The organism is Occallatibacter sp., assembly GCF_036502485.1.
In the GTDB taxonomy this organism is placed as follows: Bacteria; Acidobacteriota; Terriglobia; order Terriglobales; family Acidobacteriaceae; genus Telmatobacter.
The window spans coordinates 63,698-78,475 of record NZ_DASXYM010000012.1 but is presented as its reverse complement, the minus strand read 5'-3'; the positions used below and the strand labels follow the sequence as shown (position 1 = coordinate 78,475).

Here is a 14,778-nt window from a genome sequence, read left to right as displayed (position 1 = left end):
CCTTGGGCATCCGATTTGGAGCGGCTACTTCCCGGAGGGTATCTCGGTTAATTGCTTGCGCGCCCTGTGCTCCAGGTCGCCACGAAGCAGCACGACGTGGTTCAGTTCCCGGCGCGCTGCAGCTGCGTCGGATTGTGCCAGCGCGATCTGCGCCAGATAGTAGAAAGCCGATTCCTGGTAAGGGGAGTCACCCGCTTCGGCGATGTGCCGCAAGGATGCTGTGGCCCCGGCGAGGTCACCGGTATGCATGCGGCAGGCGCCGGAGTAGAACTGGGCTGCCAGGCCGTCCGGGCCACTCGGGTCTACTTGAGAAAGCGTATTCATCGCACCTGCGCAGTCGCCTGCGATGTACTGCTTCATGCCGCTCTCAAAGGCGGCGTCGGCGGTTTCATTGCCGCGGAGGACCGGGGCGTTGTAGGTGGGCGGCTGCAGGTCGGCTAGTTGAGCAATTTCCACTTCCGGCTGTGCTACCTCGGGGGCCTGGGATTTGGCGGGGCCTGCCGGGGCCTGCCGCGTGGGACCTTGTGCCGGGGCCACCGCGACGTTGCCGGTTTGCTGCGGACCGTGAGCGATCATGCGGAAGGCAAAGAAGCCAATGAGCAGCGCGGCGGCGAGCGCGCCAAAGCTCATCATTTTGTTCCAGTTAGTCGGCCAGGCGAGCACGTGTTTTGCTGCCGTGACGGTTACAGGGTGCTGGCGAAGAACCGCCTGGGCGGTCTGAAGTGCTTGCAATTCCCCAAGACAGACGGGGCAATCAAAGTAGTGGTCTTCGAACTTCTGCGCTTCGTTCTCGGGCAGCGTTCCTTCCACGTACTGCTCGAGCCATTGGCGTGCCGGGGCTCCAGTGCAGTTGGTCATCTTGCTCTCCCTGGTTCAATGTGGCGCCCGGGAGAGATTTGTGACTCCCGCTTTAGAAAATCGATTACGCGGCGGGTGGCGCGGACCTTGCGCTGGCGAACGACGTCAGGGTTGATCTGGAGCTGGGTGGCGATGACTCCCGGCTTCAGGCCGTCCACCAGGGTCATCTGCAGGATTTTGCGGTCCAACTGGTCGAGGCTTTCGATGGCGCGCAGGGCGTGGTTCTCCTGTTCCGCCTCTTCGCGTGCGGAACCATTGGAGAGGTCCGGGATGTCGTCGGGCAGTTCAACCGAGGCGACCCGCTTGTTGGAACGGAAGTAGTTGTTGAGGCAGTTGCGGGCAATGCCGAGTACGAACTGGCTGAGCTTTTCGGGATCCTGAATCTGCCCGCGGCGGAGTGCGCAGAGGGCCTCAATCATCACATCCTGCTTGAGATCTCCGGCCAGATCGGGGTTGCGCAGGCGGGCGGTGAGCATGGCGCGGACGGGCGGCATGTAACGAGTAGCGAAGTCGTGCTCGGCTTGGGGGTCTCCGGCGGCGATGGCACGGACGAGGCGCGCGTTCTCAGTCAGCGGCGCGAGGGTCGTCTCTGTCCTGGCTGGGGAAATCGGCTCGCTCGAGGGGCCATCCATCGTATAAACGCCTCATATCCGGGGCAAAAGAACTAGTTCGGCCATTTTCTCATAGTGTCTGCTTTCGGTCATGCATTACTTATGCGTAAACCCCGACGCGTGAGCATGCCATATAAATGGCGCGGATTGTTATACCTGCATGTCTAAATGTGCAATGGACCAGGGGCCGCGAGGGCATTTGCGGGGACAAGCGCGCCGGAAGACGGCCGCGCGCTACGCGTGCAAGTCGTCATCCTTCGTTTCCCTGATCATGAGCAGCCCGATCATGGTGAGGACGGTGGCCCCGCACAGGTAATAGCCGACGTACTGCAGTCCCCAGTTCTTGGCCAGCCAGGTGGCTATATAAGGAGCGAGCGAGGCGCCGAAGATGCCGGCGAGGTTGAAAGCGAGAGAACTGCCGGAGTAGCGGACGGAGGTGGGGAAGAGCTCGGAGACGATGGTGCCCAATGGGCCGTAGGTGAGGCCCATGAGCAATTGGCCCAGCGCCATCATGCCCAGTGCGCCCCCGGCTCCGGCTGAGAAGATGGGAGCCATCACCAGTCCGAAGAGGAAGATGGCGCCCGTGATCCACATCATGGTGGCGCGGCGGCCGCGTTCCGCGAGCAGCGCCGAGATGGGGATGAACAGGGCGAAGAAGGCGACGTCAAAGATCTGCATCAGCAGGAACTGGTTGCGGTTGTAGCCGAGGGCCGTGGTTCCCCAGGAGAGCGCGAAGACGGTAATGAGATAGAAGAGGACGAAGGTGGCAAGGCACACCAGAATACCGGCGATGAGCTCTTTATAGTGGCGGCGCAGGACGGTAACGAGGGGCAGCTTGACCTGTGAGCCCTTGTCGAGGACCTTGCGGAAGGCGGGCGTCTCATGGATGGCGAGCCGGACCCAGAGGCCCACGAAGACGAGCATGGAACTGGCGAGGAAGGGCAGTCGCCAGCCGTAAGCAAAGAACTGTTTGTCCGTGAGGAAGCGGGAGAGCAGGAAGAAGACGCTGCTTGAAAGGAACAGGCCGACGGGGGCGCCAAGCTGGGGAAACATGCCGTACCACGCGCGTTTGTGCGGCGGAGCGTTCTCAATGGCGAGCAGGACGGCGCCTCCCCACTCGCCGCCCAGGCCGATGCCCTGGCCGAAGCGGCAGAGGGAAAGCAACAAGGGCGCCATGAGGCCGATGGAAGCATAGGTGGGCAGCAGGCCGATGCCGACGGTGGACAGGCCCATGGTGAGGAGGGCAATGACCAGGGTGGCTTTGCGGCCGATGCGGTCGCCGAAATGGCCGAAGAGCGCGGAGCCGATGGGCCTGGCCACAAACGCAATGCCGAAGGTGGCAAGGGAGGCAAGCGACGCGGAGGCTGGGTTCGAGGACGGGAAGAAGAGGCGGGGAAAGACCAGGACCGCTGCGTTGGCGTAGATGTAGAAGTCGAAGAACTCGATGGTGGTGCCGATGAGGCTGGCGATGAGGACCTGGCTGGGGCTATTGGTCCTGGGGGAAGAGGACGGGTCGGTTCGGCTCATGGGTTAAGAACAGACGACCATAGAGGAGCAGGTTACGTCCAGCAGGCGGCAGTTGGAGGGAGCGGGGCGGTGTACCTTTCAGTTAACTTCACAGAATAGCGAGATAGCTGTTGTTTCGCCTTTATTTCGCATTTCTTTCGGGTTCATGGCGAAAATCAGCTTTATGCATTTTTGTGATTTAAACACATGAGTATAATAGCTTTAATGTGTATGCATCCGTATGCATCCTGGCTAAAAAAAAGCCCGACTCAGTAACTTTTCAGTTACCTGAATTACGACTTTCCAGCGTATCGAGGATAGCGCTCAGGATAGACACACTTCACTTCTCAGGCTCTGGATTGCCGTTTTATTCTGACAGATTGCGGCGATAAGTCGGTGACCGTGATCACGGCCGTTCGGGACCGGCGTGTGGAGGCGATATTTCCGGTGTCACAAAGCGCGCCGGTGCTCCACATCTGGTGGAGGTCCTTCCCGCTTATGCGCTCATCCACAGTCCAGTTCGCTCCGGCGCGGCGCCTGCAGGATTCCCGGCAGTGCAGCCGCCGCAGTGTGTACATCAGGCAGACCAGGTCGCAAACCGTGGCCACCACCTTCGCCACCTCGGCGCGCAACGTCCGGATCACGTGGAAGGTGATTCTTCTTTTCTGGCTCGTGCTTATGACGATTCTCTGCTTGAGGACCGCTGCGCAGGACTCATCAGACCTGTCTGTCTCCAGACACGCAGGCCACGCGAACCACGCGGCGGCCCGGATCGCAGGAGAGGACCGCGCCGAATAGTTCAAAGGGAGTAGACGCGGGGGAGCCCTGGCGGAGTTAACAGGGTATCGTCCCAAGTCGACCAAGGCACTGGGCTGGGACGCGTGTTCTGGCCCGTTTTTTTGTGGCGAGCGTGCGTCTCGTTTCACAAATCCCGATAGAGTTTTGAGGCGCTCACGATCCGCGGGTGTCGTGTTGCTCTGTCTGATTTGCGCTCAAAAAGGGACCGCGAAAAAGACAGTTGCTTCGCGGAATTTCAGTCGGCTGCCGACATGATGTGTGCGTAAGTTCAATGAGCGCCTGTGAGTTACCCAGATAAGGCAACCCGAAAGGTTCTTTGTACCTCATAGTGCGCATGCAGGAATTGCCACGTTTAAATCCCGCATCGGCAAGGAGCTCGAGTGGTCGAAGCAGTTGTGCTTTGGAACGAGCCAAACAATTTATCGCACTGGAATTTTCATCTTGATCCAGGCTGGCATCGTTTCGCAGAGATGGTGAAACTGGCATCGGCTTCGATACGCCAGGTGAACCCGAAGTTGCCCATCGTGCTTGGCGGGGTTTCGTCTTGCGACTGCGACTTTCTTCGCACGATGAGCAATCTGGGCGTGCTGCCGCATGTGGACGTGGTGGGCGTGCACGGATTTCCGCTGGACTGGAATCACTGGAAGATTGACGAATGGCCTGACCGCATTGCCGAAGCGCACGAGGTATCAGGCAAGCCGGTGTGGGTGCTGGAAGTGGGTGCGTCTTCATTTGGCGCCGATGAGGTGCAGCAGTTTGGACTGGAGCGGACCATCGATCTGCTGCGCGATCGCGTGGAGCGCATACATTGGTATTCGCTGTTCGACCTGCCGCCCACGTGGCCGGCGGAGACGCGGCACAAGGAAGCCGAAGGTTCCTCCTATTACCGCCACTACTATATGGGGCTGGTGACGAGCCAGGGCGTGCCGAAGGTTGGGTACGATCGTTTTCCGCGCGATGGTTCAGTGGGGTTCTGCCAGTGGTTCCACTATGACGATCACCGGCTGGACGATGCGGTGCGGCTGATGAAGGAACTGGGGGTGCGGCATTTGCGCACGGGGCTGAGCTGGGCTGACTCGTTCCGGCCGAATGCGGTGGAGTGGTTCGACCGCATGATGGGCGCGCTCGAAGATTTCGATGTGTCGCTGACGTTGTGCTTCACACCTGCGCACCTGGGCGTTGAGGAGCATCACACCAGTCCGCCGAAGGACAACCAGCAGTTTGCCGATTTTGCGGCGTGGGCCATTGAGCGCTATGCACCCTATGGCGCGGCTACGCCGGTCGCGCCGGGTACGAGAGATTCCAGCAGGCAGAAGGAAGTGTCGACCGTATGAGCAAGAAAATTCTGATCACCGGTGGAGCGGGTTTTGTCGGCTCCCATCTTGCCGACGGCCTTCTCGCGGCGGGGCACGAAGTGCGCGTTGTGGATGATCTGACGCAACAGGTGCATCCCGCGGGGCCACCGGACTATCTCGACTCGCGCGTGGAATTGATCAAGGGTGATGTGCGCGATCCCAACCGGCTGAAGGAAGTGTTGAACGGCATCGACGTGCTGTATCACTTCGCCGCTACTGTGGGCGTAGGCCAGTCGATGTATGAGATCAGCCGCTACATGAGCGTGAACACGCTGGGCACGGCGGAATTGCTGCAGGCCATTCTCGAGAACAAGTACCCGATCCAGAAGATTGTGGTGGCGTCGTCCATGTCGATTTACGGGGAGGGCCGCTATCACTGCAGTAAATGCGGGCGCGAAGCGGCGCCGCAGATGCGCACGGTGGAGCAACTGAAGGCGGGCAAGTGGGACTTGCACTGCGATATTTGCGGGGGAGCATTGAAGCCGGTGCCGACGAATGAGACGAAGCCGTCGCAGCTGAATTCAGTGTATGCGCTGTCAAAGCGCGACCAGGAAGAGCTGTGCCTGATTTATGGGCGGGTGTATGGCATTCCAGTAACGGCGCTGCGGTTCTTCAACATTTACGGCACGCGCCAGGCACTGTCGAATCCGTACACAGGCGTGGCGGCGGTCTTTGCTTCGCGCATGCTGAACAATCAGCAGCCCATGATTTTTGAGGATGGCGAGCAGATGCGCGATTTCGTTCACGTAAAGGACATTGTGCGCGCCAACATTCTGGCGATGGAGAAGCCGGAGTCCGATGGTCAAGTGATCAACGTGGGTTCGGGTAAGCCCATCACCATAAGCCAGGTTGCGGACATTCTGGCGCGTTCGTTGGGCAAGGATGTGACACCTATTATTTCGAACAAGTGCCGCGTGGGCGACGTGCGCCATTGCTACGCGGACATCACGAAGGCGCGCAACCTGCTTGGGTATGAGCCGCAAGTGACGCATGAGGAAGGATTCCGCGAACTGGCAGATTGGCTGCGCGGCCAGCAGGCCGAGGACAAGGCCGACACCATGTTGAAGGAACTGAGCGCTTACGGACTGACTGTTTAGCACTGCAAGCGATCCGCAAGGAAAGGTTGAAAGAGGAATCATGCAAGGGAAAGCCCGCAAGGCCCTTATTACCGGAGGGGCAGGTTTCATCGGCTCGAATCTTGCCGAGCGGCTCCTGTCCACTGCCGAGGTGGAAGTGCGCGTGTTCGACAATCTCTCGCGTGCCGGGGTGGAACAGAATGTGGAATGGCTTCGTACGCTACCCGGGCGCGAACGTCTCCAGGTGATCGAGGGAGATGTGCGGGATGCGCGGGCATTGGCCCAGGCTGCGCGCGGCGTGACGGAGATCTATCATCTTGCGGCGCAGGTGGCGGTTACTACGTCCGTGGATGATCCGGTGAATGATTTTGAGGTAAATGCTGCCGGGACTCTGAATGTGCTGGAGGCGGCGCGGCGCTCGGGCAATCAGCCATTTGTGCTGTACACCTCGACGAACAAGGTTTATGGATCGCTGCCCGATCTTGCGATCGAAAAGGAGGGGAGGCATTATCGCGCGGCGGCAGCGGAGTTTCGGGGTGTCGATGAATCGCAGCCACTCGATTTCCATTCGCCCTATGGATGCTCGAAGGGAACGGCGGATCAGTATGTGCACGACTACTCGCGCATCTATGATCTGCCGACGGTGGTGTTCCGCATGTCGTGTATTGCGGGGCCGCGGCAACTGGGCAATGAAGATCAGGGATGGGTTGCGCATTTCCTCTACTCGGTGCTGAGCGGGCGTGCGATTACCATTTACGGCGATGGCTGCCAGGTGCGCGACATTCTGCATGTGCACGACCTTGTGGATGCGATGCAGGCGGTCTATTGCGCGCGCGGGCGGACAGCGGGGAATGTTTACAACCTTGGCGGCGGGGTGGAACGGGCGGCATCGGTGATGGAGATGCTGGACCACATATCCGCGCTCACGGGCGAGCGGCTGAATCTGCACTTCAGCAAGGTGCGGCCGGGAGATCAGCCGTTGTATATCGCCAACACGGCGAAGCTGCAGGAGCACACGGGCTGGCAGCCGCGGCGCAGCCTGGAGCAGACTTTGGAAGCGATCCTGACATTCTGGAAGCAAAGCCTGGCGAAGGCGCACGCCGATGGCGCGAAGCCGCATGCCGATCTTGCGCACGCGCTGCAGCAGGAGGTGGCATGAAATACGCCCTGGTGAATCCCGCATGGAGCTTTCAGGGATCAACATATTTTGGCTGCCCCGATCCGCACTTTCCGCTGGAGTTGCTCTCCGCTCGCGAGTTTCTGCGCGGGGCCGGGCACGATGTGTTGCTGCTGGACGCGAACATGGAAGGCGCAGCGCTGGAGCAGGTGCGTGCGCGGGTGGAGGCATTTGCGCCTGATTTTCTGGTGGTGCCGACGGCGCCTTCGTATCTGTTCTGGCGGTGCCCACAGCCGGAGTTGCGGGTTCCTGCTGTGTGGATCAAGGCGCTGAGGGGCGAAGCGCGCGCGGTGGTGATTGGGCCGCATGGATCGGCAACGCCGCGGGCGACGATGCACAAGACGGGCGCCGATGTGGTGCTGCGCGGCGAGCACGATCAGACGCTGGCACAGCTGGCAGATACTCCGTGGGAGATGATTGACGGCTGCTGCTGGCGTGATGAGGACGGGAGATTCCGAATGAATGAAGGCCTGGGCGTGACCGACATGGCCGCGCTGGGCACGCTTGATTACTCGGATTATCCCGTGGAGAAGCATGCGCATCTGCACCATATTTTCAAGGGAAACGGGGCGGATCATCTGAAGCGCGGCGCGGAGGTGGAGTTTGCGCGCGGGTGTCCTTATTCCTGCACGTTCTGCAACAAGACGCTGTTCCGGAACAAGTTTCGGGAGCGCGATCTGAGCGCGGTAATTGCCGAGATTGACCAGCTGATTGCGCGGGGAGTGGACTACATCTACTTCATCGACGAGATTTTTGGCGTGGGCAAGAATGTTCGCGCGCTGCTGGAGGAGATTGCGAAGAGGCCGGTGTCGATTGGGTTTCAGTCGCGCATCGATCTGTGGAATGAGGAGTCGTTGGCGGCGCTGGGCCGCGCGCGCTGCGTCTCGTTTGAATGCGGAATCGAGTCCATCACCGAAGAAGGGCGCGATGAGCTGCACAAGAACTGCAAGCTAACGACGGGACGTATTGAGGATCTTCTGCTCGAGGCGCGCAAGCATATTCCGTGGGTGCAGGCGAATCTGATCAAGACGATCAAGGATGATCCTGCGGAAGTGGCGCGGTTCCAGTCGAATCTGAAGGCGCATGGCGTATGGGTGAGCGAGCCGGTGCCGATGTTCCCGTTCCCGGGCAGCCCGCTTTATGTGCAGACGTTTGGCGCACAGCCGGATGAGCAGGCGTGGGAGCGCGCGCACTCGTACTACCTAAACATCTTTGCGGACCGGGGGTATAGCGACATTCAGGATCAGAGGCCGCTGCCGCTGGTGGAACTTGAATGCGTGTCCTGATTACGACCGACACGATCGGGGGAGTCTGGACGTTTACGCAGGAATTGGCGGCGGGTTTGCTCGAACGCGCGAATGATGTGTTGCTGGTGAGCTTCGGCAGGGAAGCTTCCGCGGCGCAGCAGCAGCAGTGCGATGTGCTGGGCCGGCAGTTCGGCAGGCGCTTTCGATATGTGGCGACGGAGGTTCCGCTGGAGTGGATGGAGCGGAATGAACGGGCATTTGAAGATGGGGCGCGCTTGCTGGAGAGGGAAGCGGCCGCCTTCGCGCCGGAGATGGTGCATAGCAATCAGTTTTGTTACGGCGCGCTGGACGTAAGTGTGGCGAAGGTGGTGACTGCGCACAGCGATGTGCTGAGTTGGGCAAGGGCGTGCCGCAAGGATCCGTTGGAGAACACATCGTGGCTGCAACGTTACGTTGCGCATGTGCAGGCGGGCTTGTCGGGAGCGGATGCGGTGGTAGCGCCGACGCGATGGATGATGGATGCCGTTGCTGACTCCTTTGCGCTGCCTGCCTGCCGCGCGGTGATTCCTAATGGACGATCGGTAGCGGCGGAGTTCGAGCGCGCTCGTGTGCTTCGCGCGGTGACGGCTGGGCGGTTGTGGGATGAAGCAAAGGGCATCTCGATCCTGTCGGATGTGAAGAGTTCGGTGCCGGTGGCGATTGCGGGTGACTTCTCGCACGAGTCCTCAGAGAGGGCCGCGAACCTGGGGAACGCGCGTTTTGTGGGTCAGCTAAGCGAGACAGAGATGCTGGGATTGCTGGGCGAGAGCGCGATTTATCTGTGCCTGTCAGTGTATGAGCCGTTTGGGCTGGCGGCGCTGGAGGCGGCGCGCTGCGGATGCGCGGTGATTGCGAGGGATATTGCGAGCCTGCAGGAAGTGTGGGAGGACGGGGCACTCTTCTTTAACACTGCGGAGGAGCTTGCGGGTTTGCTGGGACGGATGGCTCGGGATGCGCAGTTTCTGGAGGGCGCGCGGCGAAGGTCGTTCGAGCGGTCGCAGTATTTCTCGCGCGAGCGGATGGTGGAGAAGTACTGCAGGCTGTTTCAGAAGGTGAAGGCGGGGCAAGCGAGGGCCGAACATGTCGCGTAAGTTGCGCATTGCCTACCTTGCTCATTCACTGAGGTCGGACTGGAACAACGGGAACGCGCACTTCTTGCGCGGGCTGCTGCGGGAGATGCTGGCGGTTGGCCATGATGTGCTGGTGTTTGAGCCCGCGCGCGAATGGTCGCTCCGTAATCTGCGAATGGAGGCGGGAGGAGAGGCGTCACTGCAGCAGTTTGCGGCGATGTATCCGGAGCTGCACATCGAGACGTACGAGGCGCCGGACGGTGGCGGGATAGGGTTCTGGCGTGCGGCGCTGAGCGATGTGGACGTAGTGATTCTGCACGAATGGAATCCGCCGGCACTGGCGCACGTGCTGCTGGCTGTGCGCGACGGTCTGGGCTTCAAACTGCTGTTGCATGATACGCATCATCGCGCGTCGTCGTCGCCGGAGCAGATACGGCTGTTTGGGACGGATCGCTTTGATGGGGTGATTGCGTTTGGCGAAGCGCTGCGGGCGATCTATCGTGAACGCTTTGGCCTGGGGCGTGTGTGGACGCTGCATGAGGCGGCGGATACGACAGTATTCAAGCCGCTGCCCGGACACGCGAAGAAGCAGGATGTGGTGTGGGTTGGGAACTGGGGCGACGATGAGCGCTCGCGTGAGATTCGCGAGTTTCTGCTGGCACCAGCCAGGAGGATGCTCGAGCGGAGATTTGTGATTTATGGGGTGCGCTATCCCGGAGAGGCTCTGGCTGCGCTGAACGAGGCGGGAGTGGCGTATGGCGGATACGTGCCGAACCTGGAAGCGCCACGGACTTATGCTGAATCGCGTTTAACGGTGCACGTACCACGGCAGCAGTATGCGCAGGCAATGGACGGGATCCCGACGATTCGGGTGTTCGAGGCGCTGGCGTGCGGCATTCCGCTGATCTCTGCGCCGTGGAACGACAGTGAGCATCTGTTTCGAGGCGGCGACTTTCTCGTGGCGCGCAGCGGTGACGAGATGCAGGAGTATATGGAGCACCTGCTGCAGGAGGCGGGGACGGCCGAGGCGCAGGCGCAGCGCGGACTGGAGACGGTGCTGGCGCGGCATACGTGCCGGCATCGCGCGGAAGAGTTATCGGCTATATGTGAGGAGGTGCTGCGTTGAATATCTTTGTGTTCGGGTCGAGCATTGTGTCGTCGTACTGGAACGGTGCGGCTACATACTACCGCGGCATTTACAAATATTTGGCGAAGCGCGGACATGAGATCACGTTTGCGGAGCCGGACGCGTACGGACGCCAGGAGCATCGCGACGCGGGGGATTTCTCCTTTGTGAACTCGGTTGTGTATCAGCCGTCCGAAGATATTGAGTTGATGATGGGAGTGGCGCGGAAGCAGGATCTGATCATCAAGCACAGTGGCGTGGGGGTGGACGACGAATTGCTGGAGCGCCTGGTGGCAGAGGCTGCCAGCGAGGCGCCGGCGTTCTTCTGGGATGTGGATTCGCCGGCGACGCTGGGGAGGATTCGCGCGAACGAGGCCGATCCGTTCCGCAATGACATCCCGCGTTATACGGGCGTGTTGAGCTATGGGGGCGGCCCGGCAAGCCGCGATGGATATCTATCGTTTGGCGCGCGCGCGTACTACTCGATCTATAACGGGCTCGATCCTGACACGCATCACCCGGTAGAGGCCGATCCCGCGTTGCAGTGCGATGTGGCGTTCCTCGGCAATCGTTTGCCCGATCGTGAGAAGCGGGTGGAAGAGCTGTTTCTGAAGGCGGCGGAGCTTGCGCCGGAAAAGACGTTTTTGTTGGGCGGCGAGGGTTGGGGAGACAAGCCGATGCCGCGCAACGTGCGATGGATTGGGCATGTGCCCACAGGCGATCACAACCGAGTCAATTCCTCGGCGGGCATGGTGATGAATATCAATCGCGAGTCGATGGCTTCGTTCGGATTCTCGCCGCCGACGCGCATCTTTGAAGTGTCCGGTGCGGGCGCATGCATGCTTTGCGACGATTGGCCTGGGATTGAGGACTGCTTTGAGCCGGGCAAGGAGATTCTGGTGATTCGCACGGCTGCCGATGTTGTGGAGGCGCTGCACAAGTATGGCGCGGAGGAGCGCGCCGCGATTGGCAGGCGGTTCCGCGAGCGAGCATTGCGCGACCATACTTACGCGCAACGCGCGGAGCAGGCGGAGGCTGCGTTCCTTGAGGCGATGCTGCACCACCCTGCGGCTGAAGAGGAGACGACGCACGCATGAAACTGGTCTTCTTTGGCTTGACCATCACGTCTTCGTGGGGCAACGGGCACGGCACCACGTATCGCTCGCTGGTCAAGGCGCTGGCGGCGCGCGGGCATCGCGTCCATTTTGTGGAGAAGGACGTGGAGTGGTATCGCAACAACCGCGACATGCCGGAGCCGGCGTTCTGCTCAGTCAGACTCTATGACGACTGGGCGAAGGAGAATCAGCAGTTGCGCTTGCTGGCGCGTGATGCGGATGCGATTGTGGTGGGGTCGTATTTTCCGGATGCTATTCAGGCTACGCGCGAGCTGCTGGAGGACGGGCACGAGAGGATTCTGTTCTACGATATCGATACGCCGATTACGATGGCGCGGCTGCACGGGGAGGGACGAGCGGAGTATCTCGATCCGGAACTGATTCCGCATTATGCGGCGTATCTGAGCTTTACGGGTGGTCCGATGTTGCGCGAGATCGAGAACCGTTTTGGATCGCCATGGGCGGTGCCGTTCTACTGCTCAGTGGATGCGGACGCGTACAGGCCCAGGCAGACGAGGCCTGAATTTGCGTGCGATATGAGTTATCTGGGAACCTATGCGGCGGATCGTCAGCCGAAGCTCGAGAGCTTTCTGAATGATGCCGCGAGACGTTTACCGGAACGGGCGTTCCTTGTCGCAGGGCCGCAGTATCCGGTAGAGATCGAGTGGCCAGGGAATGTGGAACGCATCATTCATCTCTCGCCGCGGGAGCATCCGGAATTCTATTCGTCGTCGCGATTCACGCTGAACCTGACGCGCGATGACATGGTGGCGGCGGGGTATTCGCCCTCGGTGCGGCTGTTTGAGGCTTCGGCGTGCGGGGCTGCGATTATCTCGGATGCGTGGCCGGGGCTGGAGGAGTTTCTGACGCCCGGAGAAGAAGTGCTGCTGCCGGAGGATGCGGACGAGGTGGTGCGGGTTCTGCGCGAAATGCCGGACGCGGAGCGCGTACGCATGGGGCAGCGGGCTCGTCAACGCATTCTCGATCAGCACACATCGGCGCATCGTGCGGAACAGTTTGAGAATGTGGTGGCGCAGTGCGCAACACGCGTTCAGGCGCAGACTGCGAGTTCCTCGAGAGAGTGAATGCAGAGGTCGGGCTGCTCGGCGGTGAGCTGGTCGAAGGAGTAGATGCCGGTGGCGACAGCTACAACGGCGAGTTCGTTGGCGCGTGCGGCGCGGATATCTGACGGCGTGTCTCCGATGACCAGGATTGCGGCTTCAGGGCTCGCAAGTTGTTTGGCACGCTGAACGGCGCGCCGGAACACGTCGGCGCGCGTCTCCAGGCCATCGCTCCAGCCGCCGAAGTGGAAGTAGTCGAGCAGACGGGCCGCACTTAGCTTGAGCTTGCCGATCTCTTCAAGATTTCCAGTCGCCAAGCCGATGACGGCGCCCTTGTTGCGCAGATGCCGCAGGGTGTCTTCGACGGCGGGCAGCGTAGTGACGCAGAGCTCGCTTTGGCGGCGATGGACAAAGGCGCACATGGTATCGCAGATGTGCTGCAACTGCGGGCGCCACTGCGAATCGGGAATGCCCGCGCGGGTCAGCGCATCGCCAAGGATGCCCACGTCGGTGTTGCCATGTGCGGTGACGCCGTCGAGATTGAGCGGGCGGCCTGCAACGGACGAGAGCACATCGCAGAACGCGAAGTAGTGAACAGCGTCAGTGCAGTGGATCAGCGTGCCATCGATGTCGAAGAGGTAGGCGTCGTATTCATCCCAGGAACGGGCCAGCTTGCAGGCGCGAGTCATGCGACCTTCCGCGCGGAGGTGCGAATCTCAGCCAGGGCGTGGCGCACCTGTCTGGCTACGCCGGCCCAATCGCCTTGCCGCTGCTGGCGGAAGATGCGCATGGATGGGTACCACGGGGAGTCATCCCGTGCGGTCATCCAGCGCCAGTCGGCGGCGTGCTGCAGCATGAGCCACACGGGACGGCCGAGTGCGCCGGCCAGGTGCGCAGCCAGGGTGTCGACGGTGATGACGAGGTCTAACTGCGCGATGAATGCCGCCAGCGGGAGAAGGCCGCGATCGGCGCAGAACGCGGGAGCGTCAAACAGGGTGGGTGCTGCGCCCAGTTGAGACCACTGGTTGCGAACCTCGCCACCCTGCAGATTCCAAAAGATGAAGCCGGGCTCGCTGAGGATATGTTTCACCTGTTCTATGGGCAGGGAGCGCGAGAGGTCCCATTCGCCCGAGGACCAAACGATGCCTGCGCGGGGGCGGGAATCAGGAGGGAATGCGCGCGCTGCACTGAGCTGAAGATCCTGCGGAATGGGGATGTAGTCCGTGGCGACGGGCAGATCGCGCTGGCGCGTGCGGAAAAAGTAAGGCAGCTCGATGATCTCGATCTGCACGTCCCATGGAGGCGCAACGGCGGGCGCATGTTCTCCCCACGTGATGACCTGGTCAACACCGTCGATGCAGTGAGCGATATCGACGAAGCGCGGCGCGACTTCAAGGATGACGTGTGCGGCCAGGCGGCGCAGGGCTGGCAGGTAACGAAGGAACTGCACGGAATCGCCAAAGCCGTGCAGACAGCGCACGATGAGGCGTTTGCAGCGAATGGAGTTGCCGTTCCAGAAGCGGTGCGGGTCGTGGGCGCCGCGGCGGCGGATGGCATCGCTCTCCTGCCAGGCTCGATCAAAGTTGCCGAGCAGCATCCAGGCCAGCCAGCGTCCGGCTGAGCAGCGATCGGGGTCTGCGCCTCTGCGCTCAGCGATGTTGAAGCAGGCCAGTGCAGGCTCCAAATCACGCTCTTCGAGAAGAGCTTCAGCGTGCTCGAGCCAGGGCGAGTGATTCATA

14 protein-coding genes are annotated in these 14,778 nt (G+C 61.0%); 9 read left to right on the top strand and 5 right to left on the bottom strand.

Annotated features, from left to right (window positions below):
* Nucleotides 1-24 precede the first annotated feature (24 nt).
* From VGL22_RS02310 to VGL22_RS02300, 3 genes are all read right to left on the bottom strand, one after another.
* Entirely contained in the window at nt 25-858 is an 834-nt protein-coding gene (locus VGL22_RS02310) for an anti-sigma factor family protein (RefSeq protein WP_465265259.1), read from the bottom strand.
* Nucleotides 855-1,490, bottom strand: a complete 636-nt coding sequence (locus tag VGL22_RS02305; RefSeq protein WP_465265258.1) for an RNA polymerase sigma factor — start codon at nt 1,488-1,490, stop codon at nt 855-857. The genes VGL22_RS02310 and VGL22_RS02305 overlap by 4 nt, the downstream gene beginning before the upstream one ends.
* 213 nt (nt 1,491-1,703) lie before the next feature.
* Nucleotides 1,704-2,996 (bottom strand): MFS transporter, encoded by a 1,293-nt coding sequence (locus VGL22_RS02300; protein WP_465265257.1) that lies wholly within the window; start codon nt 2,994-2,996, stop codon nt 1,704-1,706.
* 477 nt (nt 2,997-3,473) lie between these two features.
* Between VGL22_RS02300 and VGL22_RS02295 the strand changes: the two genes are divergently transcribed.
* From VGL22_RS02295 to VGL22_RS02255, 9 genes are all read left to right on the top strand, one after another.
* Nucleotides 3,474-3,773, top strand: coding sequence for a hypothetical protein (locus VGL22_RS02295; protein WP_465265256.1), 300 nt, complete (start codon nt 3,474-3,476; stop codon nt 3,771-3,773).
* A 380-nt stretch (nt 3,774-4,153) separates the two neighbouring features.
* Complete coding sequence (locus VGL22_RS02290) at nt 4,154-5,107, top strand: glycosyl hydrolase (protein WP_465265255.1); 954 nt, start codon at nt 4,154-4,156, stop codon at nt 5,105-5,107.
* Nucleotides 5,104-6,225 (top strand): SDR family NAD(P)-dependent oxidoreductase, encoded by a 1,122-nt coding sequence (locus tag VGL22_RS02285; RefSeq protein WP_465265254.1) that lies wholly within the window; start codon nt 5,104-5,106, stop codon nt 6,223-6,225. The genes VGL22_RS02290 and VGL22_RS02285 overlap by 4 nt, the downstream gene beginning before the upstream one ends.
* A gap of 40 nt (nt 6,226-6,265) precedes the next feature.
* A complete protein-coding gene (locus tag VGL22_RS02280; protein ID WP_465265253.1) occupies nt 6,266-7,363 on the top strand; it encodes a GDP-mannose 4,6-dehydratase in 1,098 nt (365 codons plus the stop codon).
* Nucleotides 7,360-8,667, top strand: a complete 1,308-nt coding sequence (locus VGL22_RS02275) for a TIGR04295 family B12-binding domain-containing radical SAM protein (protein ID WP_465265252.1) — start codon at nt 7,360-7,362, stop codon at nt 8,665-8,667. The genes VGL22_RS02280 and VGL22_RS02275 overlap by 4 nt, the downstream gene beginning before the upstream one ends.
* Nucleotides 8,655-9,758: a glycosyltransferase family 4 protein gene (locus VGL22_RS02270; RefSeq protein WP_465265251.1), complete on the top strand. Its 1,104-nt coding sequence runs from the start codon at nt 8,655-8,657 to the stop codon at nt 9,756-9,758. Before VGL22_RS02275 ends, VGL22_RS02270 begins: the two co-directional genes overlap by 13 nt.
* Nucleotides 9,748-10,863, top strand: coding sequence for a CgeB family protein (locus VGL22_RS02265; protein WP_465265250.1), 1,116 nt, complete (start codon nt 9,748-9,750; stop codon nt 10,861-10,863). The genes VGL22_RS02270 and VGL22_RS02265 overlap by 11 nt, the downstream gene beginning before the upstream one ends.
* Nucleotides 10,860-11,960, top strand: a complete 1,101-nt coding sequence (locus VGL22_RS02260; protein ID WP_465265249.1) for a CgeB family protein — start codon at nt 10,860-10,862, stop codon at nt 11,958-11,960. Before VGL22_RS02265 ends, VGL22_RS02260 begins: the two co-directional genes overlap by 4 nt.
* Nucleotides 11,957-13,063: a CgeB family protein gene (locus VGL22_RS02255; protein WP_465265248.1), complete on the top strand. Its 1,107-nt coding sequence runs from the start codon at nt 11,957-11,959 to the stop codon at nt 13,061-13,063. The genes VGL22_RS02260 and VGL22_RS02255 overlap by 4 nt, the downstream gene beginning before the upstream one ends.
* Here VGL22_RS02255 and VGL22_RS02250 read toward each other — a convergent pair.
* Together VGL22_RS02250 and VGL22_RS02245 are read right to left on the bottom strand one after the other, a co-directional pair.
* Nucleotides 13,030-13,728: an HAD family hydrolase gene (locus VGL22_RS02250; RefSeq protein ID WP_465265247.1), complete on the bottom strand. Its 699-nt coding sequence runs from the start codon at nt 13,726-13,728 to the stop codon at nt 13,030-13,032. The two genes, VGL22_RS02255 and VGL22_RS02250, sit on opposite strands and share 34 nt — an antisense overlap.
* Nucleotides 13,725-14,777, bottom strand: coding sequence for a glycosyltransferase family protein (locus tag VGL22_RS02245; RefSeq protein ID WP_465265246.1), 1,053 nt, complete (start codon nt 14,775-14,777; stop codon nt 13,725-13,727). Before VGL22_RS02245 ends, VGL22_RS02250 begins: the two co-directional genes overlap by 4 nt.
* Nucleotide 14,778 lies beyond the last annotated feature (1 nt).